Origin of the sequence: Mesobacillus subterraneus (assembly GCF_003937825.1) — a bacterium.
GTDB classification, from domain to species: domain Bacteria; phylum Bacillota; class Bacilli; order Bacillales; family Cytobacillaceae; genus Mesobacillus; species Mesobacillus subterraneus.
Genome location: NZ_RSFW01000014.1, coordinates 321,407 through 346,871 on the forward strand (window position 1 = coordinate 321,407; position 25,465 = coordinate 346,871).

The following is a 25,465-nucleotide window of genomic DNA, read 5'->3' on the forward strand; positions in this document are numbered from 1 at the left end:
TTTCACTCCTAAATCGAAATGCCCTGTGCCAGTTCATGCTTCTGATAACGGCAGTTTAATTTGCCATCTGCGAAAATCCTGATTCCCTTCGATTCTTCCTTAGGAAAAACACGAGTGGTGAATACAACTTCGCCATCGTTAATGAAGATTTCAGCGATACTGCGATCGACAAAGACCTGTACCTTTAGTGTCTCGCCGATTTGCAGCTCAGAGCTTCTTACAAACCCATACTCCCCGCCGAAGGCAGCAGCTAATTTTTCCCGGTTCAAGCTGACAGTCTGCTTCATACGGTCGAATTCTAAAACAAGACCTTCATTTTCGGAGGCAAACAGCTCCAACCCAAATTGTGTTGAACCTACTTTGCTAAAATCCAGTTCCAGCTCATACTGCTCGCCTGAACCAATTGTTACGGAGCTTCCCTTTTCCAAATCAACCTCTCCAGCTGTTGAATCTTTTCTTAGCTGTTCAAGCTCCCGAGCAGGCTTTTGCGTTAATTTCCCATTCACGATGTCCAGTTCACGCGGAATCGACAGGCAGTGGGCCCATTGCTCGCTGTCGGACGGGTAATCGATTTCGCCCATTCCAGCCCATGCGAACAGCAAACGCTCGTTATTTTTACCAGCAAAGGTTTGGGGCGCGTAGAAATCAAAGCCCTTATCCAGTTCCAGATAATCCTCAACTTCGAAAGTCAGGGTATCGATGTTCAATTCACCCAAAACATAAATGACATTATAAATATTATGGTAATCATGCCCATCTGGCTTCAACCCCTGAGGTGAAACGACAATTACGTCCTTGTCGTTCAGTTCGAAATAATCGGGGCACTCAAGCATGTAGACGGAATCCGGGAGATCCAGCTTCAGGTTCAGTTCCCCTTTGAAAGACCAATCAATACCATTGTCAGATTCATAAACAATAATCGCTCCGGTCAGGTTTTCGCGTTGTGCTCCCAGCAGCATGTAGTAGCGGCCATCTTTTTCAAGCACCTTCGGATCGCGGACATGTCCGGTATAGCCTTCCGGAACTCCTTCGATCAGCGGATTGTTGTCATACTTCGTAATCGTGCCGTCCTGTTCCATGATCGCCAGGCACTGATTTGCTGAACGTTCCACCGGTCCGTATTTAATATTGCCTGTATAGTACATGTACAGCTTGCCGTCAACCTCAAGTGCAGCGCCAGAATAAGCACCATGGGATTCGTAATCTTCAACGGGTACAAGCGCAACCGGAAGCCTCTCCCAGTTCACTAGATCCTTCGATTTGGCGTGCGCCCAGTGCTTCATTCCGTGCATCGCATCAAACGGATACCACTGGTAAAACACATGGAATTCGCCGTTAAAATAAGCAAGTCCATTCGGGTCATTGATCAGCCCATACTGAGGGTGGATGTGGTACGCAGGCTTCCACGGGGACTTCGCCGATTTTTCCCGAAGCTGCTCAAGTTCATTTTCCTTTGCGTCAAAAATCGTCCTATATTTCGGTTCTGTATATCTAGTCATGTTGTTTCCTCCCGCTGAAATAGCGATGAGAGGAATGGCTTCCTCTCATCACGGTGTTTAATCTAAAGTCGGTTTTTTCACTTTAAGGTAAATGATCGTTAAAATGGCACCAACTGCAAGTGCCAATAGGTTGGCAATCACGTAATTGAGATGTCCTCCGCCCTGGGCAGCGACGATCGCAAAACCAGGAACAGCTGTCGCACCAAAACCAAGCGCCTTGATGCCTGTGATATAAACGTACGCACCGCCGATTGCGCCACCGATCATACCCATGATCAGCGGGAATTTATATTTTACGTTCACCCCGAACAATGCCGGTTCCGAGATTCCGAACAGAGTGGAAGCAAATGCGGAAACACCAATCTGCCTTGCTTTTTCGTTTTTCCACAAACCCAGAGTGTAGCCAAGTACGGCACCGCCCTGACCCATCAGGGCAACTGACATTAACGGCATGATGAAGTTAAAGCCTGTGTCCGCAATCAGCTGAGCTTCGACCGCTCCGATGACGTGGTGGAGACCCGTGATGACGATGACCTGCTGGATACCGGCAAACAGCATGAATCCGGCAATTCCGAGGTTATCCACCGACCACATCAGTCCAGATGTAATCGCATCGGCAAGCAAACGTCCCAATGGTCCAACTGCTGTGAACAAAAGGAATCCAGCGACAACAATCGTTAAAAATGGAGCAAGGAAAAGCTTGATGATATCAGGAACTTTCCTGCTGAAAAACTGGTCAAGCTTCGCCACGACAAGACCCATCATCAAGGCGATGATGATCCCGCCCTGGAAGGCAACAAGTGATACGTTCAAGCCAAAAATACTGATGACTTCTGGTTCGACTGTGCCATTACCGACAAGGTAGGCATTCGCAAGGTCTGGGTGAAGCATGATCGCCCCAAGCACCAAACCAAGGACAGGGTTGCCGCCAAAACGCTTCGTTGCCGAGTAAACAACCAGCAATGGCAAGATTGTAAAAATCCCCGTGGACATAATGGAAATGAAACGGTTAAAGCCCTCGATGGCAGGATACATCTCGACTACAGATTGTTCACCAAAAATCCCCTGCTGGCTCAACAGGCCGGTCACACCCATAAGAAGTGCTGCAGCCAACAGGCCAGGAATGATTTCAACGAACACATCAGACAATGCCTTGATTCCTCGCTGGAAAGCATTCTGCTTCTGAGCTGATTGCTCCTTGACATCGCCAAGAGACATTCCCTGGATCCCCGCTTCTTCAGTCAGGACAGCGTATACATCGTTGACCGTTCCTGCTCCGATGATGATTTGCAGCTGGTCACCGGCAACGAATGAGCCTTTTACATGGTCAAGCTGTCCAATCGCGTTCGTATCAGCCAATGAATTATCTTTTAATACAAGTCGCAGTCTCGTCGCACAGTGAGCCGCTCCTTGAAGGTTTTCTTTTCCGCCTATTAATCGGATTATTTCTTGGACGGTAGGCAGGTATTTTGACTTAATAGTTGAATTAGCCATTTCTCTAATTCCTCCCCTTATCGAATCGGAACCGGTTCCATTTGTTTGTAAAAATCATTCCCGTCATTTGTTTTTGTTTGACGGGAACCGGTTCCACAATTTGATAATAAAACAGGATTGCCATTTGTGCAACCCTTTTTTGAAAACGTTATCACCCTTTCAGATTTTGGACACTTTCTCCTTCGATAAAAGAAAAGCCTGAAACCTGCAGCGGCGGTACCACTTCTTCATTTGTCATCTTGATGATGGTATTTGCTGCCAGTATGCCAGTCTCCCGATTATTGTACCGGATGGTCGTCAATGCCGGATGGATAACCTCCGAAATATTGTATCCACCGAAACCAGATAACGAAATGTCTTGAGGAACTTTTTTACCGAGCCTTGACAATGTTTTCAATGCCCCAAAGGCAATCGTATCCGTTGCTCCAATAATCGCGGTAGGCTGAAAATGTTCAAGCAGTTCTTCCGTGATCCTGGCTGCGTCCTGAAGATCAAACTCTGTTTGAAAAACCTTCACCTCATTTGCACCGCCCTGATTCAATCCGTCGAGGATGCCCTGCTTCCGCCTCTGGCCGACCGCAATATCACTCTTGGTCACTCCGAGATAGGCCACAGACTGATGCCCTTTTCCAGCAACATACTGGCCCATTTCGAATCCAGCCTGATAATCATCATTGATGATGCAGTTAAACTGCTCCACTTCCTGGGCAACAATCAAAACCGGAATGTGAAGCGACTGAATCGTCTCAATATGTTTTTCCGTCATCCCAGTCGCAATCAGGATGATTCCATCCACCTTCTGGCGCGAAAGGCTGATCAGGCTCTCAATCTCCCTGTCGATCTGCTTGCTCGTGCTGAGGATCAAAGTCGTGTAATCCTGCTTCCTCAGTTCTTCATCAATCGCCATCAGAACCGTAGACGTAACATAGGAATCCAGCGTCGGGGCAATCACCCCGATGAAGTTCGTCTTCTTCGCCTTCAGACTCTGCGCAAACGAATTCGGCTCATAATTCGTCTCCTCAATCACCTTGCGAATCTTCGCTTTCGTCCGCTCACTGACATTCCCGCCATTCAAATACCGCGAGACCGTACTCTTCGCCACCCCCGCCAGCCTGGCAATATCATTAATCGTCGTATTCATCCCATTTCACCTGACTTCTCCGTGTATCGTTGGTTCCATTATATAGCAAACCGTGAATCAGGGAAAAGGAACGCTTTTCAGCTATCTTTCAATTTCGAAGACAGAATCATCCGGAGTCAGGTATTCTTTATTCCCTATGGAAAAATCGGCTTGCTGACGGTCGATTTCGGCGTACTTAACAACCTTGTCATCTTTTACAAAAACCAATAAATAGATATCATCTCTGCTTTGAATGTTGCTTGGGTCCTTGAAATCGCGCCCTAACTGTTCTTCCATTTCCTCCGGCGAGGTATAGGGCGGAAACAAAAACGCCTTGTCCCATTCGAAGTCGGTTAAAGAACCTATGTCTACTTGACTATTGGATGGATACTCTACAATGGAATAGATGGATTTTTCCAAATCACTATTTTGCTGGCTGCAGCCTGCCAATACAAGCAAAAATAGAAATACAATTGCAAAATGTTTCAATTCCACACCTCCAATATAAAAAACAGCCTGACAACAAGGGCTGTTATTCCTGATCCTTCTTTTCAACCTCAACTGTCTTTCCTTTTTCGGCTGGCTCTTCCGGTACGTCTTCAACAAAAATCAGCGCCAGGACGAGAGTTACGATGAACCCGAGTGTGAAGCCCATCCACGGCTTTTCCCTGTAATGCTTCCCCTTCTGCTCCTGGGCAAACAGCCACATCCCTGCTATGTAAAACACTACGCCAATCAGCGCAATCGGAGCTGCAAGAGCAAAAATCAGCAACACTAGCAGACCAACAATCAAAATTGCCCATTTAAAAGCTTTCATTCTTAGTTCCTCCTGAGGATTATATTTCCAATTATAACAATTCCCTAGATTCCTAGGTTATAAAAATTATATTCAGTATTTTACAAAGGCAGTGATGCTCCGATTCGAAGCAATTGTCGGACAAACAAGCTCTTCTTTCCAATTCTCCTCGTTTAACCGGTATTCTCCGTATTGATCCTTATGTCTTTTTTAAAAGATTGATTGTCCTGGCTTCATCAGGATGATTGGAAGAAAGTGCTCTTCCTCTTTTTCCTTCTTCATAGATATAATGCTCGACGACATCGCCATACTCCATGAATTCTTCCAAGAAAACGAGAAACTCAATGTCTTCCCCTCCGTATTCATACACATAAGGAAGCGAAAGCGGGAGTTCCTTTTTATAAGCTTCTCCGCTTAAAAATCGGTAATCTTTACCCTCAATGTGGAACTTCTCGATTGGTCTCATCGTTGCAATAAAATAGTGGCACGTCATTGATTTCACATCCTTATTAACAGACTTTCAAATTTGGCAAAGCAAATTTGAACTAAATCCTTACCTGATTCCCCTCATTTACGGGGGAAAAGGCAAAGCCAACTCCTTTGAAACACTTTTATAGCGAAAATCTCTTTTTTATAGCGAAATATTCATTATTATAGCGAAAATCATCTTTTTATAGCGAACTGGTAATTGCGCTTGTTTTTTTCCAGTTCTGCTAAAAGTGCAGCGGGAGCTTCAGTTGCTTCTCCTACATTTCAACCTACTCACCAACAACAGCGGAAACCAAAACCTTCCTTTCAGTATATCATTTACGAGAAAAATTGGTTGAAAGTTCCAATAAATCTCGAATTTTATCAAAACAAAAAAACAATCTCACTAAGAGACTGTTTTTTTGAAGTATGGTATTAGCACCTTCCCCCACCAAAGCAGCAACGCCATAATCGACGGAAAATGCAATAGGCAAACAATAACACCAGGATTAATGCAATGATGCCTATAATTGCAGCTATAGTACCAGCCGCTGCTCCTAGTCCAGAGAGAAGACCCGCGATCACACCGAAAGCGACCAACAGAATCAATCCGATGCCTACCAGAACTCCAAGAAATAATTCGAACACACTGCAGGCAGCATGAACTCCATTACTCATAATTCCACCTCCAATCCTTTGTTCATCTACATACTATGCATGTACCAAACTGTTCGTTTCTTATTGGAGGAAAAAAAGGCGAATACCCTGCCTGTCATCCTTATGCATCTATATTTCCATCTGTATTGAAAGTGGTTTATGATGAAATCATCAGATACGTATAGGAGACTTATCATGGAGAAACAACAAACAAGCTTGAAGCCTTTCTTTTTGCTTATTTTATCGACGAATATTCCGAAGGGGGCTCTTTTAGCCGGATTGGCGGCGAGTCTTGTGACGACTCTTACAGGCCTGGCGGTTCCAATCCTGACGAAGAATCTCGTTGACGGTTTTTCGGTAGAAGCGCTCAGCGTTCCGCTTGTTCTTGCGATTGCTGCTGCCTTCGTTCTTCAGGCGTTGATCAGCGGAATTTCGATTTATCTGCTCAGTTATGTTGGACAGAAGGTTGTGGCGAGGCTGCGCGAGCGGATGTGGACGAAGCTGATCCGCCTGCCGGTCCGGTATTTTGACAAGCATTCGAGCGGGGAAACGGTCAGCCGGATCGTGAATGACACGAGCATAGTGAAAGAGTTGATCACCAGTCACTTCCCGAACTTTGCAACGGGAATCATTTCGATCATCGGTGCGGTGACCATCTTGTTGATCATGGATTGGAAGATGACGCTCTTAATGCTGATTTCTGTTCCGCTCACACTGGCAATCATGATGCCACTTGGCCGGAAGATGGCGAAGATAGCCCGCGGCCTGCAGGATGAGACGGCTGTTTTTACCGGCCATATCACCCAGACGCTTGGCGAGATTCGACTGATGAAGGCTTCCACTGCGGAAAAAGTGGAAGAGGATAATGGGTATAACGGGATTGATAAGCTTTTTAACTTCGGGTTGAAGGAAGCACGCATTTTTGCGTTGATTGGGCCGATCATGCAGCTGATGATCATGGTCGTGATTGTTCTGATTATCGCTTACGGCGGCATGCGCGTGGTCAATGGGACGATGTCGACGGGGGCACTGATTGCATTCCTGCTTTATTTGTTCCAGATCATCATGCCGATCACTTCTTTTGCGATGTTCTTTACCCAGCTGCAAAAAGCCAAGGGTGCCACAGAGCGGATCATCGAGATTCTGGACCAACGCCTTGAGGAAGATCAGCAAGGAATTGACATGGACATCAGCAATCTCCAGCTGACGATCGAGCAGGTTTCTTTTGCTTACAGTGATGAGGAACCTGTTATTGAGGGTGTGTCATTGGAAGCGCAGCCTGGCCAAATGGTCGCATTCGTCGGCCCGAGCGGCGGCGGCAAAACGACGATGTTCGGTCTGATTGAACGCTTTTACGAGCCGACTGCAGGAGAAATCCGCATCGGGAACACACCGATCCAGCAGTTATCGCTTAACTCATGGCGCAGCCAAATTGGCTATGTGTCACAGGAAAGCGCGATGATGGCTGGGACCATTCGTGAAAACCTGTATTACGGGCTGGAAAATGGCGATCAAATTCCGGATGAACGCCTGTGGGAGGTCGCGAAAATGGCCTATGCTGACCAGTTCATCGCTGACTTTCCAAAAGGTCTGGATACCGAAGTCGGCGAACGGGGCGTAAAGCTTTCCGGCGGACAGCGACAGCGAATCGCGATCGCGCGCGCCTTCCTCCGCGATCCGAAAATCCTGATGATGGACGAAGCGACCGCGAGTCTCGACAGCCAGTCAGAAGGCATCGTCCAGGAAGCACTGGCCCGCCTGATGGAAGGCCGGACCACATTTGTCATTGCGCATAGACTCTCCACCATCGTCAATGCTGATAAAATCATCTTTATCGAAAAAGGCAGAGTCACCGGAATGGGCACACATCATGAGCTCATCCAGCAGCATGATTTATATAGGGAGTTTGCTGAACAGCAGCTCGCGTAAAACAAGGGGACGGTTCTCGTGTTTCGAAAAACACGAGAACCGTCCCTCTGTTTCAGATAAAGATGATTTCTTCGGTGGCGCGGTAGTCTCTTGGTGAGAGACCGACGTATTTTTTGAAGGTGCCGCTGAAGTAGTTGGGAGTGTTGTACCCTAGTTCTTCGGCGATGGCTTCGACGGTGTGGTCGGTGTGGCGCAGCATCCAGACGGCGCGCTGCATACGGACGAAGGTGACGTATTCGACGAAGCTGCGGCCGGTTTCCTGTTTAAAAATCTTGCTGAAGTATGGCACGCTGAGATTGATGTGGTCGGCGACCTGCTTGATTGACAAATCTTCGGTGCAGTACTGGGCTATGTAATCGATGCACTTTTGAATCTGTATGTCCTTTGTGATTTCCTCGAAGTAACGGAACTGCAGCCGCTCGTATGGCGACGTCCTCCGTGCCTTGCATGCTTCCTTGTAGGAGTGGTGCAGCAGCAGCGGCTCGCGATAGACGGACCCTACCCCGATATAAAGCTGGATTCCGTACTCCTTTTCAAGTTCTTCAATTGCCTCTAGAATCCTTTCCTCTCCCACTTTCCAGTGCTTCAGTGAGCCGAATTCGGCCGGGACCTGGAGCAGCATCAGCAAATGTTTCCTATAGGAAAGGAATGTCAACGGAAAATCTTCAAACTGATTTTTTAAAAAGTCCTGGATGACGGTTGGTGCCTGCCAGCCTTCTTCCATCCTTTTCGACGGACAGCGGACGAAGCCCTGGATAAAAACAACGACATTCGGTACCGCTTCTCCCGGCAGGAAAAAGCTCGAACGCAGCAACTCCTCCTCCGTTTTCACGTCCCCAGCAAGCAGCCTCCGCAAAAAAGCTTCCTTGAAAGGCAGTGCAACACCGTGCTCCCCGTCAATTGGATGAAACCATTCCTCACTTTCAGTGAATCTAGCATTCTCACTGGCAATCTCGTCAAGGGCCTTCTTCAATATCCGAAGGAAGGTCCGTTTTTTCACCGATTTCACCAACAGATAGGTCAGCTTGAACTCAATCGCCAGCGGAGAGGTGTACAGCAGGGACGGATCCAGCAGCGGAATGATCCGGCAGCCTTTGTTCCGTTTGCGGAACCGATGTATTTTTACCCAATCATGCCATTTGTTCACTTCAATGATCGCAATATGTATATCATTCTCGTTTTCTACGAGCTTATAATTCTCATGGCATTCCTCCGCGATCCAATCGGCCATCTTCCCGTACTCTTCATCATTTTCAACCGCCAGCCAAATGGAAAACACCCCTTATACCTCCTTTGTTATTATTCACTTTATCGTATAAAAATCTAAATTAGATTAAATATTTGTATATTTCTGATAATTTATTGTAAGGTATTGGACATTTCTCTCCTGTAAAATCAACTTAATCATACCATGGCTTGCCTGAAGGAGGGAAATATTTGAAGACGCCGGCAGCCAAAATATTTAAAGGGGGACTACCAGATGGCAGGAGAGTATCAAGAGTATAATTATGTAGCAGCTGATACGATTGACGTCAGCGAGCTCGAGCCGCTCGATCCGGAAACGAAGAAAATCATGAAAAGCGAATTCAGTACAGGAATTAAACTTACGCTCTTTTATTATGTCTTTATCCTTTCCATTCCTATTTTGAACTGGTATGCCGGAGAGTTCATGTTCTCCCGGATGTGGGGCGGCATGACTTACAGCTGGTTTTTCACAAGCATCGTCGCGATGGCGATGGCGTTTATCATTGCATTCATCCATACCACTTTATATGAAAAGCGTCTGAAAAAAAATCAGTCAGAGCAATCAACATCTCCTGCTGATGGAAGGAGGATTGGCTGATGTCGATGTTCCTTGAACCGAAATTTATCATGACGCTGATCCTGATGGGGACCATCGTCTACATCACCTACCTGACAAAAAGAAACGCGACAGCCTCCGATTATTTCGTCGGCGGGCGCAGCTTCGGCTGGTTCACGAATGGTTCCGCGATTGGCGGCGACTACTTGAGCGCGGCAACCTTCCTAGGAATTGCCGGCCTCACCTACCAGCTCGGCTATGATGGCGCTTATTATGCTTTCTGTTTCTCCATCGGTTTGACGTTGCTGGCGATTTTCGTCGCTGGACCGCTTCGCCGTTTTGGAGCGTACACTGTTGCTGACTTTTTAGCTTATCGCTTCCACAGCCGCCGCGCGCGTCTTGCGGCCGTTGCTGTCGTCCTTGCGATTTCCGGCTTCTATGCAGCACCACAGCTGCTTGGTGCCGCTCAGATCCTAAGCATGTTTTTTGGGACTAGCTACGAATTCGGAATCATTTTTACCTGCTCCGTCATGATTTTCTATGTGGGCATCGGCGGCATGAAAGGTACCACTCTCAACCAGGCGCTTGAACTATGGATCCGCCTAGGTGCATTCCTGCTCATGGTTGGCGCGGCCATCTGGGGCGGGCTGCATTACCAGGAAATCCTGGCAGCCATCAATGAATTCAAAGGGACGATCACTGGCACGGCAAGCTTAACGGCTGACGGAAAAGACATTCCGTTCGACGGCTCTGTCTGGACTGGAACAGGCAACTACTTCCCGTCCTTCTGGCAGACGATCTCGATGACAATCGGCCTTTCGCTTGGTACGATCGGTCTTCCGCACATCCTGTTGCGCTTCTACACAAACCCAAGCGCCAAAGCTGCACGCCGATCTGCGTTGATGGCAATCGGAATTGCGAGCGTATTCTTCTTGTTCGCGGTTTACCTTGGAGTAGTTGGACGCTCCATCTTCTTGACTGGAGATGCTGATCCGGCTGTCATGAAGGACCTGATTGCAGGCGGAAACAACATGGTTGTACCTTCAACGGCACAGGCTCTTGGAGGAGAATGGCTGCTCGGACTTGTCATCGCTGGCGCATTCGCAGCTGTTTTTTCAAACCTGTCCGGCCTGTTCATCGCAAGCTCTGGTGCTTTAGCGCATGACTTGTACGCCACCTTCTTCCGTAAAAACATCACGGAAAAAGAGCGCGTTATCGCTGGTAAAGTTTCCATCATTGTACTCGGTGTGCTGTACGGAATCCTTGGGCTGATGGTAAAAGAAGCCTCCATCGGCCACCTGGTCGCGCTGGCCTTCACCGTAGCCGCAAGTACATTCACACCAATCTTCATCCTGGGAATCTGGTGGAGAGGAATGACCGAAAAAGGAGCCATCGCCGGCCTCGTCATCGGTCTCGTGGCATCCATGTACATGATCTTCTTCAAAACAACACTGCCAGAATTCCTGCAATTCAACGTACCAGGAATCATCACCGTACCAATCGGATTCCTATCCGTTTACATCGTCTCTAAACTCGACCGCCGAGTCCCAGCCGACGTAAACGAATTCATGAAACAAGTCCACTCAAAAGAAAGCGAAGCAGCGTAACACAGGGACGGTTCTTGTGTTTCGGTGAAAAAACACGGGGACGGTTCTACTGTTTTTTGAAACAGTAGAACCGTCCCTTTGTTTCAGCTTCACACAAGTCAAAAAATGTGGGATAGTTTAGGCATCAAACCAAAAGGAGTCTGAGATGAAAAACGAGGATCGGTTACTTGCGGAAAAGGTATTAAGGCAACTTTTTATCGGAGCGAAAGTGGACGGATTACAGCTGGGCACTAACAGGATTTTTTTTAAGAGGTTAGATCACGCGGATGGACAGCTTTATTTGAATATCGAATCGAAATGGTGCCTCTTCCCTTCCCCACCTGAAGCCTACCCGAAAAGCGAAGATGAAATCGAGAGCTATTCAGAGCGTGAAGCCCTCAGGAAAATTGATGATATTCGAGGACAAGAAGCTGTGAATATAGAGCTGGGAGCTGACTCCCCGCATCTCATTATCACATTCACAAACGGAACCACCCTTTTCATCAATGGCAGAGACCATGAATATGAATGCTCGCAAGCCGGAGTCCATCCCAACGACGACTGGCTCATCGTCGCCCTTCCTGGTGACGATATTGCCGTATGGACACCTTAAAACAGAGGGACGGTTCTTGTGTTTCAACGAAAACACAAGAACCGTCCCTCTGTTTCAGTTATGTACTTGCAGCTTGTTGCCGCTTGGGTCATAGAAGCAAAAGTAATGATGTCCGTGATCTTTTTGTATCGGTTCGACTTCCACACCTTTGTTTTTTAAGTGGTCATGCAGTTCTTTGATTTTTGATGTGGAGAATCCAACCGAAAATTCAGGCTGTCCATTTTTCGTAAAATGACCGCGCGATTCCTGATCTGCTTGTACTAGAACGAAAAGAGGTCCTGTTTTAAGCTCTAAAACAGCTAACTCCCCCTGGTTAAACCTCATTTGAAAGCCTAAATATTCAGTGTACCATTGAATTGATTGTTCAAGATTGCTAACAGGGATGCGAAAATAATGGATATGGTCTAAAAAATCTTCAGTCATTGGTTCCCCTCCTATTTTGAATGAATATTCCGGGCGGGTAGCGATCTGGATTCAGAACATACCATCACACCCCCCTCCCGTTCTTCTTTATCGTAACACATCTCTTCTTCCATATTTAACCGCAAACACAAGAAACGTCCCTCTGTTTTATGATTTACATCACTACTTTCGATTTTTATCCGTGGTACTTTTATCTTGAGAGACATGATCAATCTATGACTACTTTTATATAGATTCAGGAGGGGACCTAGCCATGAGCGAGATGATTAATAATCGTGAGTTGAAAGCGATCGATTCGGCTAAACGGAAGGTGATTTTAAAGCAGCTTTTCAAGGATTTGCATGAGGGTAAAAATCCTTATGAAGTGAAAGCACATTTTGATGCGCTGATTGGAAACGTGACAATCGAGGAAATTTCTCAGCTGCAGCAAGATGAGGGCAATCTTTCTGTGGATGAGATGAAGCGTCTGTACGAAGCGCACTCCTTTTTTAGAGGCGAAGAAACCTATTCCATAAAAGGGCCTGAAGACGAACCAGGGCATCCGGTTCATACATTCGAATTGGAAAACCGGGAAATCGAAAAGCTTTTACAAAATAGGCTTCGGGTTCATCTGGAGCAATTTACGCTCGAAGACAGCGCTGAAAATATCAATCTGTTGCTAGAGGACTGCAATTTGCTCTATGACATCGATAAGCACTACAGCCGCAAGGAGAACTTAATCTTTCCCTACCTGGAAAAGTACGGGATATATGGCCCGACAACAAATATGTGGCGGATCGATGATTTCATCCGGGACGGAATCAAGCTGGCGAAGAAGAAGCTGGCCGATTATGACGGGGACAAAAATGGCGTCATCGAAGAGCTCCAATTTGTGCTTAGAGAAGTGAATGAAATGATCTACAGAGAGGAAAACATCCTCTTCCCGATGGCGATGCAGAATTTTACCGAAGATGAATGGGTAAAAATCGCCCGCGAAAGTGATGAGATTGGCTATTGTTTGACAGCACCTTCACAGGAATGGAAGCCAGCGCGGAAAGAAATTGACGCCAATGCCATTTCCGAAGGCTTTATCAAAATGGGAACAGGCATCCTTTCATTGAAGCAGCTTGAACTGATCATGAACCACCTGCCTGTCGACATCACCTTCATCGACCAGGATGATGTCGTCCGCTACTTTTCCCATGGAAAAGAGAGAATCTTCGCGCGGACAAAAGCTGTCATCGGCCGCACCGTCCAAAACTGCCACCCGCCGCGAAGCGTCCATGTCGTCGAGGATCTGCTGGCAGACTTCAAGGCAGGCACAAAAGACACCGAGGATTTCTGGATCAAATTCCGAGACAAATACGTCTACATCCGTTACTTTGCCATTCGCGATGAAGACGGCCAATACATGGGCACACTCGAATTCACCCAGAACATCGACCCAATCCAGGCCATCGATGGCGAAAAGAGGATATTGTCTTAAAACAGGGGGACGGTTCTTGTGTTTTTCCAAAAACAGGAGAACCGTCCCCCTGTTTTCAAAATACGACCACAGAAGTAGCCTCCATTACGGCTGTGGCTCATTATGAATCTATTTTTCAACCATTATAATGAGGTTCGTCACTAAAACAAGTTGGAGGAATCAACATGAGGAAAATCGGACCTAAGGGTATGAAATGGCTGAAAATGATTCACGTATTTCTGGTGGTCTTATTCTTTGGAGGAATATTGAGTTCGGTGGCGTTAAATCTCCACATTGATTTCACTCGGTATGACGAGGCCTATCTCGGCTATAAAAACATCGTCACCGTCAGTGACCAGATTGTCCGCTGGGGCGCCATCGGAACGCTGCTCGTCGGATTCACATACGGATTCTTCACAAATTGGGGCTTTTTCAAGCACCGATGGGTAGGCGTGAAATTCATTCTATATCTCATCCAAACATTTGTCGGCATTTTTATCGTGGACGAGCTGATGATGGAAAACATGGAGCTATTGGAAGCACAAAAAGAAGCCGCTCTAAATAACCCCGTGTTCATTCAAAACCACGAAACCAGGCAACTCGCAGTCTACTTCCAAATCGCCGTCACTATCTTCATTTTTATTATTTCCTTTATAAGACCATGGAGGAAGAAGAAGGCTTAAAACAGAGGGACGGTTCTTGTGTTTTTCCAAAAACAGGAGAACCGTCCCTCTGTTTCACTCTATTTCTCCCCCAACACCATGCCGGCTGCTAACATAAGGATGACTCCGTAAAACATGATGGCACTTAAACCATATAGTAGTTTACTATCTTCCTTGAACAGCCGGATCACTTCCAGGATGAAAATGACCAGCCTGCAGGCGGAGAAGATGGTAAACATGATGAGGAAAGGTCCTGCGAATAAAAAGGCTAATCCGTCACTGGTTGCCTCAAACGGGAACTTTCTATGGATAAAAAATCCGATAATTGTACTGCAGTTGAACAGCAAGACAATTTGCAAATAGAGCACCCAGGTATACAATCCCCATCCGTACGCCTTCATATAGGAATGTGTGGTCATCATATAAAAGTTAGGGAAGATATACTTAATCCCCATAAAGCAAGTTAAAATCGGATGTTTCCAGGCATATGTAAAGTTTACTTTTTTCTCGTTAAAATAATACTCATCCCCAAAGGCCATTTTCAAATACTCACTACCATGCTTCTTAACAGTTGGCTTCTGCATTCTTCTCTTTATTTTCCCCACTCAAATCCCCCATTCCCCTTTTCCATATTATAGGAATCCCACAATAGTTAACAAGAATTTTTTCTCCCCCATGTCCTTTTCCCCTCCCCATCTGTATATAGAAGGTGAAAGGAGGTGAGGCAAATGGCAGCGGCAATCTTAAAGGGTTCGAATGTGAAATTGATGTTTGATGCGGGGATGGACGGCGATGGCGAAACGATCTACAAAGCCAAGACATACCGAAATGTAAGGAAGGAAGCGACTGCTGAACAGCTTCAGCAGGCAGCGATCGCTCTTGGCGGTCTTAGCGATTACATGCTGAGTTCAGTCGAGCGTAATGACAGCTTCGATATCATCTAATCTGCCATTCTACTAATTTGATAGGAGGTGAAAAACATGGCAAAAACACTTGAGTTGCAATTCACGACCGACCTTGGCAAGTACGCTAAACTGACGGTTGACAGCCCGAAGGAACCGGTTGATCCCGCAGCGGTTAAGCTAGCAATGGAGCAAATCATCGCTTCCAATGCGTTCCTGCCAACGAATGGCACCATCGTTGCCGTTCACAGCGCACGCGTCGTCGAACGCAACGTATCCGATTACGAACTAGTGTAAAGAACCAGAGCCGGTCTTCTTAACGAGACCGGCTTTTATTAAATCTATTCCATAAAATAAAGGAGGAAATGCACATGGAACAGCTGATTCCCTTCATCAGCGAGGTAGGATTCCCGATAGTCGTGACCCTGTACCTGCTTCACCGCATCGAGGCGAAGCTCGACACAGTCGTCCAATCCATCCAAAGCCTTCCCGCCAGAATGCAGGAATAAAAACAGAGGGACGGTTCTTGTGTTTCGTAAAACACGAGAACCGTCCCTCTGTTTCAACTCCATTTTTCCACGGTATAATCTTCGTTGGAATTTTTAATGACGATATCAAAGTTTTGATGATAAGGATGCATGAATACCTCATACTGGATTCTGCGCTGGTCATGGGATTTTCTTAAATACCCAAGATCGCTTCCTCTTTCGGAAACATCACGGCTGCTCCTTCTCACCAACTCGGTTTCTCCATCAGTATATAAGTATATTTTATAATCATATAAATCGGGATTTGTAAAAGCCATGCTCATGCCTTCTACAATATTGATTTTTTTATCTGAGGATAGTAACTCACTCTTTGAATAATGGGTCCCTATTGTATAAAAATCAACCCCATCCCTTAGCATATGTACATCTCTTTCAAGAGCAAGTATATTATGAGCAGCCGGATGACAAGCCGTCATTTTATCATGATGGAGTTCATTCTTATATTCATATTCAATTGAAGTGAACTTTCTAAGATTCGAACCTACAATATAGGAATCTGTATTCATATAATTCACCTCTGCAGGTTGCAGGAACTTCATAAGATTATATGCAAACGTCGTTTTTCCCGATCCTCCATGCCCGGAAATCCCGACGACGACTCTTTTATCGGTACGATTAATCATATTAGCAATCTCTTGTAAAACCTTATCCATATTCTCTCCTGCTTCCGCTATTATTCCTTCTTTGCTTTGCTGAACAAAAAAAAGCCAGTCTGCCCAACAAACTAAGAATTTATTTCTCCCACAGCTCACAAGTCTGCCTTCTGGATCCTCAACCCAAATGAACTTGCCAAATTCACTATCTTCTTTTTCCTTCACAAGTGGTACACATATTTGTTGGGTGGCTTTTTAAACTTTTTATGAGAGCTAACGTAATAAAAAGATAAAAGCAACAGCTTCAATACCTATCCCTAACAAGAATATAAATATTCTTCTTACTATAGACGGAGTAAGTTTATAAATGATTAGTAGGATAACCTCAAATGCATTCGTTGGTATACCCGGCCCAAACTCCTTGAGGTCCTTTTTTTACTGAAAATGGCCATTCATATGCAAAATATCCCCAAAAGTATTAAAAAAACCGAAAAGAAAACTTTACCCATCTATTTATCTCCTCCTAAACCAAGACGTTGCTTCCCCTTACTTCCCCTCGCTTCCACCTCTCAATTCATGAACCTTCAATGACTTACCCATTTCAGTTCCTGGATAGTATTCGACTTCACAGAAGTAACTCCCTTCCTCTATCCCCTGGTAATTCTCAGAGAAGGTTATTATTCGTTCTCCTAAATCCACTGAAGTGTGCCCTCCCTTAGAAGATTCAAATATCGAAATCTCACAGTTCCCTTTATATTGTTCCGTTTTATTAGACAAGACATTGGGCAAATCAAATAAAGTATAAATAAACACTGACCCTGATAGAAAAATAAACAAGACCAGGATAAATCCATCTTTTACTGGTATTTTATAAGAATCCCCGCTCTTCTTTTTTCCTGATGAGACGAAATAGGTAAGCTGACATCCCTACAAAGAAGATTAAAGATAGGATTAGTATATAGAAATATTGGTTCAATTAAAGGCAGCTCCTTCCTATTGGGACACAATCATGTCTATTGCTTCATTTGCAGATCGGCTGACGATCTTCAGCTTTCTTTTTAAAAGAAAACCGCTTATCGCCTGGTTATTACTTTAACCACTATGTAAATAAAGCCGAATACCAGAAATGAATAAGCGATCACCAAGATTGCTCAACTTCTTGGATTTCTTTACCTTGTGTCATGATTATCAGAAGAATCCTTGAAAGAATCATGATAATACCTATTAGATATCTGCCCATTTTTACTGCTCCCTTAATAAAACCGTTTGATGAGTGTCTAACAAGAAAACAACACAAAAATGCGTTAACCCGACCTGGATCAACGCTGTCTATATTGGTTATGACTTATTTTTTCACAGAAATGCTGCTGCTTATACAATACAAACAAATGTGCTTTGTGGCAGCCAACAAAAAGCATACATTAGTTGACATAAGCCACTCCAGTTCTTAAATCAAACACTTTTCACCTTAGTTTCCAAGAGGGAGGGAAGGAGGTCATTGATGTTGCTAAATACTTGATTCGGTTGAAGGGTAAACTCACTTGTCTGATAATTTGGCAGCCAATGTACTCCGATTGTATGCACTCCCGCTTGGTTCCCAGCCATAATATCTGCATCACTGTCTCCCAGGAAGACCGCCTCATTGTGCGACACGTTCAGAACGTCTAACGCTTTGATTATACCTTCTGGATGGGGTTTTGGAAACTCCACGTCATCGCCTGTGATAATCACATCAAAGATATTATTTAATCCAAGACAATCCAAAGATATATCAAGACTCCTTCTTGCTTTTCCGGTGACGATTCCAAGTTGATATCCATTTGTTTTTAATTGTCCCAGCAATGCGCTGATTTCCTCATTATTTTGAACGAGATCGTGTCGTTCTTTATAGACTTGATAATATAATTCAATCGCTTGATCCAATTTACTATTCTTTAAGTTTTCACGGATAATCCCAGTCTCCGAGGGCCCGAACATAGCCTTGATCTCTTCTGTTGTTACCACTCGATTATCAAAGTTTTTGAATACCGTTTCAAATGCCTCGAAACACACCGGCAAAGTATCAGCCAGAGTTCCATCAAAGTCAAAAATAACTGCTTTAATCTCAATCACATCCCATTTTTTCTTTTACAAACTATGTATTCCATAAAAAGTAAGGAAATCCTACCTGAATAAGCGTGATCTATTTAATTAAATTACTCACCTGCCCTTATGCACCATTAACAACAATCCAGCAAGCCCTGCTTCTGAAACGACCTTGATTCCATTTCTTTTTAATAAAGCAGCGTTAACCCCATCTCCCGAGATTTTTTTACCCTGAAATTCCCCATTATAAATACTGGAACTTCCGCAGGACGGGCTGAACTCCTTAAGTACCACCGTATCGACCTGGAGCTCTTGAGCGATTCGCAGAGTATTGTAAGCTCCCTTTATATATAACTCTGTAACATCTCTTCCCGACCTTTCAATGACTTTGGCTTTCATGTCCAGAACATCATTCCCGTCACCGCCTACAATCTCGGCAGGTTCCCTTGGAGTCGAAAAACCGCCAAGCAATTCAGGGCACACAGCAACCGCTTTATTCTCAGCGATCATCTGCCGGATCTTACTGTTTAAACAATGTGTCCCGTTATACCTTACCTCCAACCCCGCTAAACAAGAACTAACCAATATCATCTTACTCCCCCCTATAAAAGAAACAGCCCAATGCAGGACTGCCCATATAGTTGTAAAAACGCACTGATATCAAGCTTCATATCAATTTAATCAAACGTTTGATTAAAACACGGGGACGGTTCTCCTGTTTTTGGAAAAACACGAGAACCGTCCCTCTGTTTTTTATTTCACCGGTATCCACACTTCGGAGTAATAGTCCGGGTCCGTCGGGTTTCCGGCTGTGTACACTTCGAGATCTGGAGTGCCGGCATGTTGATATCCATTGGCCGGGAACCATTCGGTGAAGATTTGCTTCCATACCTTTTGAATCGCATCTGGCATCGGGCCATGGACCTCGAAGATTGCCCATCTGGATGCCGGTATCTCCATTTTCGAATAACCATCAGGTGTTTCACCATCGCAGGCTGCCGCCACCCAATAATCCATCTGCTTTTCCTTTACCTTGCTTTGGTCCACACAGACCCCAAGCAATCCTTTTACCGTTCCATTGTTATTGCAAAGCAAAAAGTCGCTCGTGCCATCGTGATTCGCTTTGCCCCACATTTTTGGAATGCCGGCCGTGTTTTCTCCATTGGCATAAGAAAATGATTCTTTCACACCAATCACTTCAAAAGCTTCCAACTCCACCACTCTGTACTGCATCGGTTCGACTCCTTTCAAACTCACCTGGATTCCCAGGCGGCCATATGAATTCAGCTTCCCCGCGAACTTCCGCGCTTCACTTGGCGAAATGCCATGCTGCCTGCGGAAAGCCTTCGTAAAAGCTTCGGGAGTATCGTAGCCATATTTCAGCGCAAGATCAATGATTTTCACGTCCGTGCTGCCCAGCTCATGAGCCGCCAGCGTCAATCGCCTCCGTCTCATGTATTCGCTGACGGAACTGTCCGTCAAAATGGAAAACGTGCGCTGAAAATGAAAGGGTGATGAATTCGCTACTCTCGCAATCTCTTCAATTGTGATGTCCTCCAGCAAATGCTCCTCCATATAATCAATCGCCCGCTGCAACGCCTCTATCCACGCCATATGACTCACTCCCTTATCATCATCCTATCAAGGATCCCATTCATACTCCGGTCATTTTCTGCTCACTTTTGTCAGTATGTAACATTAGCCACTAAACATCGCTTTCCCTTCTTTTTGTCATGAAAAAGACTCGGGAGATGCCGAGATTCATGATAATCATCATGAAGAAACAGAGGGACGGTTCTCCTGTTTTTGGAAAAACACGAGAACCGTCCCTCTGTTTTATTTATAAATCGCCTTCAACTTACGGCGATTTTCCATTTTGATCAGCTGCCACATCGGTGCGTACGTGATGCTGAAGACAATCAGTGCCGCTGCTTCAAGGTTGAGATAGTAGAGAATTCCGCTGCCGAAGAACGATAGGATGGTTTTCGATTCGGTCGGACTTGCCAGGTAAAAGTAGTTCGTATCGAAGAGCAGGTTAAAAAAGAAGATTGGCACAGCCGCGAGATTGACGACGAGAAAAGTGAACAGAATGGCTTTCCGGGGAACTCTGTAGCCTTCGAAAAGGATGAAATACAACGCGGCGATCGGGATGGCAGAATGGTGAAGGAAGTACTCGATATAGTGGAAATGAGGAAAAACATAGGACATTTCAGGTGTGACCATGGCCAAAATGGCCGGCAGGGTGCCGATGAAGTACAGAACATAAAAGCCTTTCACACTCTTTTTCAGGAAAATGTAAATCGCCAGGAACGAACTCATCGAACAGAGGTGCAAAGGCAAATCGCCAATTTCCCATTGCCCCGTCAAAATCAGCCACGACTGGGCCGACACCTCACACACCACCAACGTCCAGAAAATCGACCATTTTAAAATATTTTTATAAGGCATAAGCCTTTCGCGAAAAAGCACCAGAGCCAGACAAACAGCAAAGAACAAACCAAGCGTAAACAAATGACTCGGCGAAAACAACACAAAGCCCTGCATCCCCGTAACAGAAAACAAGATGAATCCCCCCTCTCCACGCAAAAACCTGTTACCAATAAATGTATTCGAGGAATAGGGATTTAGAAACATGTCCGGAACACGGGGACGGTTCTCCTGTTTTTGGAAATTCAACACAGCATCCACTTTTTTCGCCAAGACACTAAGAGACAGATGCCACTCAATAAAAAAAAGGAATGGTCCCCTTGCATCAAACACAAGAGTACCATTCCATATCAAGTAATAATTTTATCTTCACGTTTTCTCAGTTTGTATATTTTCCAAAAGTCCTTAATCAGCACCCTCAAGACTGAGTACAGAGGGACAGCAATCAGAATGCCAACGAAACCATAAAGCGAGCCTCCTACCAGAAGCAGCAAAATGACGATCGCTGGATGGAGATGAAGCTTCTTCCCCATGATGTATGGGGAAATCAGATTGCTTTGGAGCTGCTGAACGATCAGCGTCAGGATAATGACTTTCACTACCATTCCCGGACTATCAAGCAGGGCGACGAGCAACGCAGGTATGATTCCCAAAATCGGGCCAAAAAAGGGAATGATTTCGAGGATCAGCGGAAATAGCGCCAGTGCCAGCCGATATTCGATGCCGATCACCCAAAAGCCTATATACATCAGCACACCGACACTAACAGCAACCAGAAATTGACCAATCACATAAGTGGATAATGTTTGATCGACATCTTCCAAAATTTCATTTCCCTCTTCTTCATATCCTGCAGGAATCATTTTTTGGAAACTCGCCTTTATTTTCCCCTCATCCCTCAGCAGGAAGAATAATAAAAATGGAACCACGACCAAAATCACTGCAACATTGGTGACCGCGTTTAAGATCCCAAAGATTGTCTCTCCTGTATTTTCGAAAATGGAACTGATATAATTAACTGCTTTTTCCTCTAAATCTGCATCTTCAATAAAGCTAATATTATAGCTTTCAAGAATTTCCCCAGGCTGACTCGAAAGCTCGGTAACGCGTTCAGGGAAATCCTCTGTAAGATCCTTCATCTGCGAAGCCAGCACGGAGCCGCCAAAATAAATCGCTGCAAACCCACCCGCTGCCAGTACAATAAACAAAACGATGACACTCCATGCCCTGGAAAGGAACCTAGACAAAAAATGGACAACCGGACGGAGCAAATAATAGAATAACCCAGACAAAATCAAAGGAAAAAAAATCGTCGCAATAAACTCCTGCAACGGATTCACAATGTATCCAATCTTACCTAAATAATAAAGCGTGACCACCACGATCAAAGCCCCAGTAGCATACTGAAAAAATGGCTTATTAATCCACAACATAAAAACCCCCGACAACTGTCATCTATTAGACCTTACCCGAACAAGGCAAGGTAAAACAGAGGGACGGTTCTCCTGTTTTTGGCAGTTCACGAACACAGAGGGACGGTTCTCCTGTTTTTAACATATCACGAACACATGGGACGTTTCTCGCGTTCAGGATTCCAATTGAGCTTAAAACCATTTTGAAACCAACGCTCGCTTGGTTGTCTATAAAACTTCTTTATTGGATATTAAAACATTTAACCTGCTGATTGCTTGATATGTGTATTACACAACTTGCATCCGCCCTTTTGAAATGCCGTAAAACTCCCCCTCACTCGCACCTTAGTAATATTGTCTTCATAGTATAAAAGTCTCAAAAACTGGAAATCACACCATCTTTACTTTACATATTTTTCCTAAACTCTTAATATCAAAAAAGTACGGTCTGAATTTTTACATATAACGGAGGTAGTCAAAGAATGAAAATCAAGCTTATGGGCCTATCTTTGTTGGCAATGCTCATCATTGCAGGCTGCAGCGCTGAGCCGACCGCTGAAAAGAAGGAGCCACTTAAAGTTGAACCAGTGGAAATTTCTGAGGAAGAATATCCGAATAAAATCGAAGAGTTGAACAAGTCCTTGGACCAAGGCTTCAAAGACCTTAATTCGGTTGCACAGGAGGATCCCAATGACAAAAGCCGGGAGAAGCGCCTGATTGAAAAAGTCGATTTTATCGAAAAAACGGTTAACGGTTATAAATCGATTATCGCTCCGGATAAGTATAAGGAAGTCCATGATCAATACCTTTCAGCTATGAAACATTACGACGAGGGTATTGCCCTGATTCGCCAATCGATTGAGAAGCGAGATGATAAGCTTTGGAAGCAGGGAAATGAGCCCATCAAAGAAGGCTTCGACCTTTGGGTGGCGGCATACTACGAGCTGCAGGATCTTCTCCCGATCGGAGATGGAACGATCACAGCCAAGGACTTGAAAGCTCTTGATGCAGCAGCCGGCATCGACCGCGATTCAGTATGGGCCAATATCTCTGAAGACGGGAAGGAATTAGTCGGGAAATGGGGGCCTGAGGGCTCCACTCCTTCGATTGTTTTACATCAAGATGGCAGCTATGAAGGTTATTCCAATGGCACGTACCCTTCTAAGGATGATTTGTTTACTGGTACATGGAAATACGATCACGAAAAAGGCGCTCTGTACTTTACGAATGATGAAGCCGTTTCCGGCGGAAAAACATTAACCGATTTCCGAAAAACTGCCATCATGGGCATCCAGTCCTTTAAGGATGGACAAATGAGGCTATTGGATGTAGAGTCTCTCAATGAATTTCTCTATGTAAAAATGGACTAAATCACAGGGACGGTTCTTGTGTTTTTCCAAAAACAGGAGAACCGTCCCTCTGTTTCAATTCCTTTTAATTCCCAGCGGAGTTTTATATGATTAGTATACAAGTACATACAAATTGGAGGGATTTTGAATGGAATTAACGGTTTATTTGGCGGGACAGATTCATGATGATTGGCGGGACCAGGTGGCAAAGAAAGCAAAGGAACTGGAGTTACCTTTGACGTTTGTTGGCCCTCAAACCAACCACGATCGCTCCGACCAGATCGGCGAGGAAATCCTTGGCACGCAGCCCGGTAACCTCTACAAGGATGATGCGGCCTCTGATATCAACAACTTCAGAACGCAGGTTTTACTGCAAAAATCCGACATCGTCATCGCCCTGTTCGGTGAAAAATACAAACAGTGGAACACAGCGATGGACGCCAGCATCGCCATCGCCATGAACAAACCCACCATCATCATTAGACCACAATCCCTGATTCACCCATTAAAAGAACTATCCAACAAAGCAAACGTAACCGTAGAAACCGTTGAACAGGCATTAGATGTTATCAGGTATATTTACGAGTAAAACGCAGGGACGGTTCTAGTGTTTTCGTTTCAAAACACTAGAACCGTCCCCCTGTTTTCCCTCCGTTTATCTTTTCCTCACCGGGATCCAAATTTCGCTCTTGAACTGTGGGGATGTTGTGTCTTTGTTTTCATTCCACAAGATTTCTGGCCCTTCTACTTGCTCATAGCTTGCGGATGGGAACCATTCGGAATAGATGCGTCCCCATACATTTTGGAGGGTTTCCGGGAATGGGCCGACTGCTTCGAAGACTGCCCAGGTGGTTGGCGCAACCTTGAGAGTTGTAAAATGATCCGGCGCCACCCTGGTGGTCGCTGTGCCGATGTAATGGTCAAGCTCCCCTTTCCCTTCCATCCTGCCTTCCGAGAAGTTAGTGGAGGCACTAATCAAGCCCTTTGGGTCTGTATCCGAAAGGCCCTTAAGCTCCTGGATCATTTCTCCATTCAAGCTCTTCCACATCTCAGCAATCTCCGGATTCACACCGTGAAAGACCAACGGAACTCTTTTCTTAAGGGCCACAATGCGAAACGCGCCTTTCTCTTCTATTCTGTAATTCATTTCAAATCCTCCCATTATTGTCAACTGGAAGGTCATTGGCGGATACGCCTTTAAGGAATGGCCATGATTTCTCGCTTCCGATGGTGGAATGCCATGCAAGCCCTGGAACGCCCTTGTAAAAGAATCCGGAGAACTGTAGCCATACTTCATCGCCACATCAATCACTTTAGCTTCGGGATCCTTCAATTCAAAGGCCGCCAGCGTTAGCCGTCTCCTGCGGATATATTCAGAAAGCGGAATGCCAGCGAGGAATGAGAACATTCTTTTGAAATGGTACTCCGAACAATACGCCCGCCTCGCTACTTCACTAAAATTAATCTTTTCGGTCAAATTATCCTCAATAAAACTCATCGCCTGATTCATACTCTTCAGCATATCCATGCCACAACCCCCTTGAACATACAATACCAAGACCTGAAACAACTCACCCGACAATTCATGCACAACATTGCAGGGTTATAACACGGGGACGGTTCTCCTGTTTTTCCAGAAACAGGAGAACCGTCCCTC

The 25,465-nt window shown here is 45.3% G+C and carries 29 protein-coding genes; 11 read left to right on the forward strand and 18 right to left on the reverse strand.

Annotated elements, in window-relative coordinates:
- Positions 1–8: 8 nt before the first annotated feature.
- The 7 genes from EJA10_RS13515 to EJA10_RS13545 all read right to left on the reverse strand — a co-directional run bounded on the left by EJA10_RS13515 (position 9) and on the right by EJA10_RS13545 (position 6,055).
- Positions 9–1,499 (reverse strand): glycoside hydrolase family 32 protein, encoded by a 1,491-nt coding sequence (locus EJA10_RS13515; RefSeq protein ID WP_125480521.1) that lies wholly within the window; start codon positions 1,497–1,499, stop codon positions 9–11.
- A gap of 57 nt (positions 1,500–1,556) precedes the next feature.
- Positions 1,557–2,993, reverse strand: coding sequence for a PTS transporter subunit EIIC (locus tag EJA10_RS13520; protein WP_125480522.1), 1,437 nt, complete (start codon positions 2,991–2,993; stop codon positions 1,557–1,559).
- Between the two features lie 151 nt (positions 2,994–3,144).
- Complete coding sequence (locus EJA10_RS13525; protein WP_125480523.1) at positions 3,145–4,134, reverse strand: LacI family DNA-binding transcriptional regulator; 990 nt, start codon at positions 4,132–4,134, stop codon at positions 3,145–3,147.
- 81 nt (positions 4,135–4,215) lie between these two features.
- Positions 4,216–4,608: a hypothetical protein gene (locus EJA10_RS13530; RefSeq protein WP_425462093.1), complete on the reverse strand. Its 393-nt coding sequence runs from the start codon at positions 4,606–4,608 to the stop codon at positions 4,216–4,218.
- A gap of 37 nt (positions 4,609–4,645) precedes the next feature.
- Entirely contained in the window at positions 4,646–4,930 is a 285-nt protein-coding gene (locus EJA10_RS13535) for a hypothetical protein (RefSeq protein WP_125480524.1), read from the reverse strand.
- 178 nt (positions 4,931–5,108) lie between these two features.
- Positions 5,109–5,402, reverse strand: coding sequence for a hypothetical protein (locus tag EJA10_RS13540; protein ID WP_125480525.1), 294 nt, complete (start codon positions 5,400–5,402; stop codon positions 5,109–5,111).
- Between the two features lie 410 nt (positions 5,403–5,812).
- Positions 5,813–6,055, reverse strand: coding sequence for an ABC transporter (locus EJA10_RS13545; protein ID WP_125480526.1), 243 nt, complete (start codon positions 6,053–6,055; stop codon positions 5,813–5,815).
- A 174-nt stretch (positions 6,056–6,229) separates the two neighbouring features.
- Here EJA10_RS13545 and EJA10_RS13550 point away from each other — a divergent pair, with 174 nt between their 5' ends.
- A complete protein-coding gene (locus EJA10_RS13550; RefSeq protein ID WP_125480527.1) occupies positions 6,230–7,963 on the forward strand; it encodes an ABC transporter ATP-binding protein in 1,734 nt (577 codons plus the stop codon).
- Positions 7,964–8,015: 52 nt separating this feature from the next.
- On the opposite strand, the gene EJA10_RS13555 is transcribed toward EJA10_RS13550, so the two are convergent.
- On the reverse strand, positions 8,016–9,242 hold the full coding sequence (locus EJA10_RS13555) for a helix-turn-helix domain-containing protein (RefSeq protein ID WP_125480528.1): 1,227 nt from the start codon (positions 9,240–9,242) through the stop codon (positions 8,016–8,018).
- A gap of 201 nt (positions 9,243–9,443) precedes the next feature.
- Here EJA10_RS13555 and EJA10_RS13560 point away from each other — a divergent pair, with 201 nt between their 5' ends.
- The 3 genes from EJA10_RS13560 to EJA10_RS13570 all read left to right on the forward strand — a co-directional run bounded on the left by EJA10_RS13560 (position 9,444) and on the right by EJA10_RS13570 (position 11,963).
- Positions 9,444–9,806 (forward strand): hypothetical protein, encoded by a 363-nt coding sequence (locus EJA10_RS13560; RefSeq protein WP_125480529.1) that lies wholly within the window; start codon positions 9,444–9,446, stop codon positions 9,804–9,806.
- A complete protein-coding gene (locus EJA10_RS13565; RefSeq protein WP_246017791.1) occupies positions 9,806–11,371 on the forward strand; it encodes a sodium/solute symporter in 1,566 nt (521 codons plus the stop codon). The genes EJA10_RS13560 and EJA10_RS13565 overlap by 1 nt, the downstream gene beginning before the upstream one ends.
- A 145-nt stretch (positions 11,372–11,516) precedes the next feature.
- The gene (locus tag EJA10_RS13570; protein ID WP_125480531.1) at positions 11,517–11,963 is read left to right on the forward strand and encodes a hypothetical protein; all 447 of its coding nucleotides are present in this window, start codon (positions 11,517–11,519) and stop codon (positions 11,961–11,963) included.
- Positions 11,964–12,017: 54 nt separating this feature from the next.
- Here the strand turns inward: EJA10_RS13570 and EJA10_RS13575 are convergent, their stop codons facing one another.
- Positions 12,018–12,386 (reverse strand): VOC family protein, encoded by a 369-nt coding sequence (locus EJA10_RS13575; RefSeq protein ID WP_125480532.1) that lies wholly within the window; start codon positions 12,384–12,386, stop codon positions 12,018–12,020.
- A 253-nt stretch (positions 12,387–12,639) separates the two neighbouring features.
- Here EJA10_RS13575 and EJA10_RS13580 point away from each other — a divergent pair, with 253 nt between their 5' ends.
- Together EJA10_RS13580 and EJA10_RS13585 are read left to right on the forward strand one after the other, a co-directional pair.
- Complete coding sequence (locus EJA10_RS13580; protein ID WP_125480533.1) at positions 12,640–13,851, forward strand: DUF438 domain-containing protein; 1,212 nt, start codon at positions 12,640–12,642, stop codon at positions 13,849–13,851.
- A gap of 164 nt (positions 13,852–14,015) precedes the next feature.
- Positions 14,016–14,513, forward strand: coding sequence for a DUF2269 family protein (locus EJA10_RS13585; protein WP_125480534.1), 498 nt, complete (start codon positions 14,016–14,018; stop codon positions 14,511–14,513).
- A 59-nt stretch (positions 14,514–14,572) separates the two neighbouring features.
- On the opposite strand, the gene EJA10_RS13590 is transcribed toward EJA10_RS13585, so the two are convergent.
- A complete protein-coding gene (locus EJA10_RS13590) occupies positions 14,573–15,097 on the reverse strand; it encodes a hypothetical protein (protein WP_125480535.1) in 525 nt (174 codons plus the stop codon).
- A gap of 123 nt (positions 15,098–15,220) precedes the next feature.
- Here EJA10_RS13590 and EJA10_RS13595 point away from each other — a divergent pair, with 123 nt between their 5' ends.
- The 3 genes from EJA10_RS13595 to EJA10_RS13605 all read left to right on the forward strand — a co-directional run bounded on the left by EJA10_RS13595 (position 15,221) and on the right by EJA10_RS13605 (position 15,903).
- Positions 15,221–15,436: a DUF1659 domain-containing protein gene (locus tag EJA10_RS13595; protein ID WP_125480536.1), complete on the forward strand. Its 216-nt coding sequence runs from the start codon at positions 15,221–15,223 to the stop codon at positions 15,434–15,436.
- A 36-nt stretch (positions 15,437–15,472) separates the two neighbouring features.
- Positions 15,473–15,691: a DUF2922 domain-containing protein gene (locus EJA10_RS13600; protein WP_125480537.1), complete on the forward strand. Its 219-nt coding sequence runs from the start codon at positions 15,473–15,475 to the stop codon at positions 15,689–15,691.
- Between the two features lie 74 nt (positions 15,692–15,765).
- Positions 15,766–15,903 carry a YvrJ family protein gene (locus tag EJA10_RS13605; RefSeq protein WP_125480588.1) on the forward strand — a complete coding sequence of 46 codons (138 nt, stop codon included), beginning with the start codon at positions 15,766–15,768 and terminating at the stop codon, positions 15,901–15,903.
- Positions 15,904–15,956: 53 nt separating this feature from the next.
- Here EJA10_RS13605 and EJA10_RS13610 read toward each other — a convergent pair whose 3' ends face one another.
- The 7 genes from EJA10_RS13610 to EJA10_RS13635 all read right to left on the reverse strand — a co-directional run bounded on the left by EJA10_RS13610 (position 15,957) and on the right by EJA10_RS13635 (position 22,480).
- Positions 15,957–16,595, reverse strand: coding sequence for a uridine kinase family protein (locus EJA10_RS13610; RefSeq protein ID WP_125480538.1), 639 nt, complete (start codon positions 16,593–16,595; stop codon positions 15,957–15,959).
- A 486-nt stretch (positions 16,596–17,081) separates the two neighbouring features.
- The gene (locus EJA10_RS23395) at positions 17,082–17,234 is read right to left on the reverse strand and encodes a hypothetical protein (RefSeq protein WP_170169138.1); all 153 of its coding nucleotides are present in this window, start codon (positions 17,232–17,234) and stop codon (positions 17,082–17,084) included.
- Between the two features lie 753 nt (positions 17,235–17,987).
- A complete protein-coding gene (locus EJA10_RS13615) occupies positions 17,988–18,638 on the reverse strand; it encodes an HAD family hydrolase (RefSeq protein WP_125480589.1) in 651 nt (216 codons plus the stop codon).
- Between the two features lie 96 nt (positions 18,639–18,734).
- Complete coding sequence (locus tag EJA10_RS13620; RefSeq protein ID WP_125480539.1) at positions 18,735–19,211, reverse strand: 2-thiouracil desulfurase family protein; 477 nt, start codon at positions 19,209–19,211, stop codon at positions 18,735–18,737.
- A 162-nt stretch (positions 19,212–19,373) separates the two neighbouring features.
- Complete coding sequence (locus EJA10_RS13625; protein WP_125480540.1) at positions 19,374–20,234, reverse strand: AraC family transcriptional regulator; 861 nt, start codon at positions 20,232–20,234, stop codon at positions 19,374–19,376.
- 222 nt (positions 20,235–20,456) lie between these two features.
- Positions 20,457–21,182, reverse strand: a complete 726-nt coding sequence (locus EJA10_RS13630) for a YwaF family protein (RefSeq protein ID WP_125480541.1) — start codon at positions 21,180–21,182, stop codon at positions 20,457–20,459.
- A 215-nt stretch (positions 21,183–21,397) separates the two neighbouring features.
- Positions 21,398–22,480 carry an AI-2E family transporter gene (locus EJA10_RS13635; RefSeq protein ID WP_125480542.1) on the reverse strand — a complete coding sequence of 361 codons (1,083 nt, stop codon included), beginning with the start codon at positions 22,478–22,480 and terminating at the stop codon, positions 21,398–21,400.
- A 461-nt stretch (positions 22,481–22,941) separates the two neighbouring features.
- On the opposite strand from EJA10_RS13635, the gene EJA10_RS13640 reads away from it, so the two are divergent.
- Both EJA10_RS13640 and EJA10_RS13645 read left to right on the forward strand, forming a co-directional pair.
- Positions 22,942–23,829 (forward strand): DUF3994 domain-containing protein, encoded by an 888-nt coding sequence (locus tag EJA10_RS13640; protein WP_125480543.1) that lies wholly within the window; start codon positions 22,942–22,944, stop codon positions 23,827–23,829.
- Positions 23,830–23,956: 127 nt separating this feature from the next.
- Positions 23,957–24,397 carry a YtoQ family protein gene (locus tag EJA10_RS13645; RefSeq protein WP_125480544.1) on the forward strand — a complete coding sequence of 147 codons (441 nt, stop codon included), beginning with the start codon at positions 23,957–23,959 and terminating at the stop codon, positions 24,395–24,397.
- A gap of 66 nt (positions 24,398–24,463) precedes the next feature.
- Here EJA10_RS13645 and EJA10_RS13650 read toward each other — a convergent pair whose 3' ends face one another.
- Complete coding sequence (locus EJA10_RS13650) at positions 24,464–25,336, reverse strand: AraC family transcriptional regulator (protein ID WP_125480545.1); 873 nt, start codon at positions 25,334–25,336, stop codon at positions 24,464–24,466.
- Positions 25,337–25,465 lie beyond the last annotated feature (129 nt).

What these genes read in the sequence shown, in the direction of transcription:
- EJA10_RS13515 (WP_125480521.1), bottom strand. Translation starts at nt 1,499, where the DNA reads ATGACTAGATATACAGAACCGAAATATAGGACGATTTTTGACGCAAAG.
- EJA10_RS13520 (WP_125480522.1), bottom strand. Translation starts at nt 2,993, where the DNA reads ATGGCTAATTCAACTATTAAGTCAAAATACCTGCCTACCGTCCAAGAA.
- EJA10_RS13525 (WP_125480523.1), bottom strand. Translation starts at nt 4,134, where the DNA reads ATGAATACGACGATTAATGATATTGCCAGGCTGGCGGGGGTGGCGAAG.
- EJA10_RS13535 (WP_125480524.1), bottom strand. Translation starts at nt 4,930, where the DNA reads ATGAAAGCTTTTAAATGGGCAATTTTGATTGTTGGTCTGCTAGTGTTG.
- EJA10_RS13540 (WP_125480525.1), bottom strand. Translation starts at nt 5,402, where the DNA reads ATGACGTGCCACTATTTTATTGCAACGATGAGACCAATCGAGAAGTTC.
- EJA10_RS13545 (WP_125480526.1), bottom strand. Translation starts at nt 6,055, where the DNA reads ATGAGTAATGGAGTTCATGCTGCCTGCAGTGTGTTCGAATTATTTCTT.
- EJA10_RS13550 (WP_125480527.1), top strand. Translation starts at nt 6,230, where the DNA reads ATGGAGAAACAACAAACAAGCTTGAAGCCTTTCTTTTTGCTTATTTTA.
- EJA10_RS13560 (WP_125480529.1), top strand. Translation starts at nt 9,444, where the DNA reads ATGGCAGGAGAGTATCAAGAGTATAATTATGTAGCAGCTGATACGATT.
- EJA10_RS13565 (WP_246017791.1), top strand. Translation starts at nt 9,806, where the DNA reads ATGTCGATGTTCCTTGAACCGAAATTTATCATGACGCTGATCCTGATG.
- EJA10_RS13570 (WP_125480531.1), top strand. Translation starts at nt 11,517, where the DNA reads ATGAAAAACGAGGATCGGTTACTTGCGGAAAAGGTATTAAGGCAACTT.
- EJA10_RS13575 (WP_125480532.1), bottom strand. Translation starts at nt 12,386, where the DNA reads ATGACTGAAGATTTTTTAGACCATATCCATTATTTTCGCATCCCTGTT.
- EJA10_RS13580 (WP_125480533.1), top strand. Translation starts at nt 12,640, where the DNA reads ATGAGCGAGATGATTAATAATCGTGAGTTGAAAGCGATCGATTCGGCT.
- EJA10_RS13585 (WP_125480534.1), top strand. Translation starts at nt 14,016, where the DNA reads ATGAGGAAAATCGGACCTAAGGGTATGAAATGGCTGAAAATGATTCAC.
- EJA10_RS13595 (WP_125480536.1), top strand. Translation starts at nt 15,221, where the DNA reads ATGGCAGCGGCAATCTTAAAGGGTTCGAATGTGAAATTGATGTTTGAT.
- EJA10_RS13600 (WP_125480537.1), top strand. Translation starts at nt 15,473, where the DNA reads ATGGCAAAAACACTTGAGTTGCAATTCACGACCGACCTTGGCAAGTAC.
- EJA10_RS13605 (WP_125480588.1), top strand. Translation starts at nt 15,766, where the DNA reads ATGGAACAGCTGATTCCCTTCATCAGCGAGGTAGGATTCCCGATAGTC.
- EJA10_RS13610 (WP_125480538.1), bottom strand. Translation starts at nt 16,595, where the DNA reads ATGGATAAGGTTTTACAAGAGATTGCTAATATGATTAATCGTACCGAT.
- EJA10_RS13620 (WP_125480539.1), bottom strand. Translation starts at nt 19,211, where the DNA reads ATGATATTGGTTAGTTCTTGTTTAGCGGGGTTGGAGGTAAGGTATAAC.
- EJA10_RS13625 (WP_125480540.1), bottom strand. Translation starts at nt 20,234, where the DNA reads ATGGCGTGGATAGAGGCGTTGCAGCGGGCGATTGATTATATGGAGGAG.
- EJA10_RS13635 (WP_125480542.1), bottom strand. Translation starts at nt 22,480, where the DNA reads ATGTTGTGGATTAATAAGCCATTTTTTCAGTATGCTACTGGGGCTTTG.
- EJA10_RS13640 (WP_125480543.1), top strand. Translation starts at nt 22,942, where the DNA reads ATGAAAATCAAGCTTATGGGCCTATCTTTGTTGGCAATGCTCATCATT.
- EJA10_RS13645 (WP_125480544.1), top strand. Translation starts at nt 23,957, where the DNA reads ATGGAATTAACGGTTTATTTGGCGGGACAGATTCATGATGATTGGCGG.
- EJA10_RS13650 (WP_125480545.1), bottom strand. Translation starts at nt 25,336, where the DNA reads ATGGATATGCTGAAGAGTATGAATCAGGCGATGAGTTTTATTGAGGAT.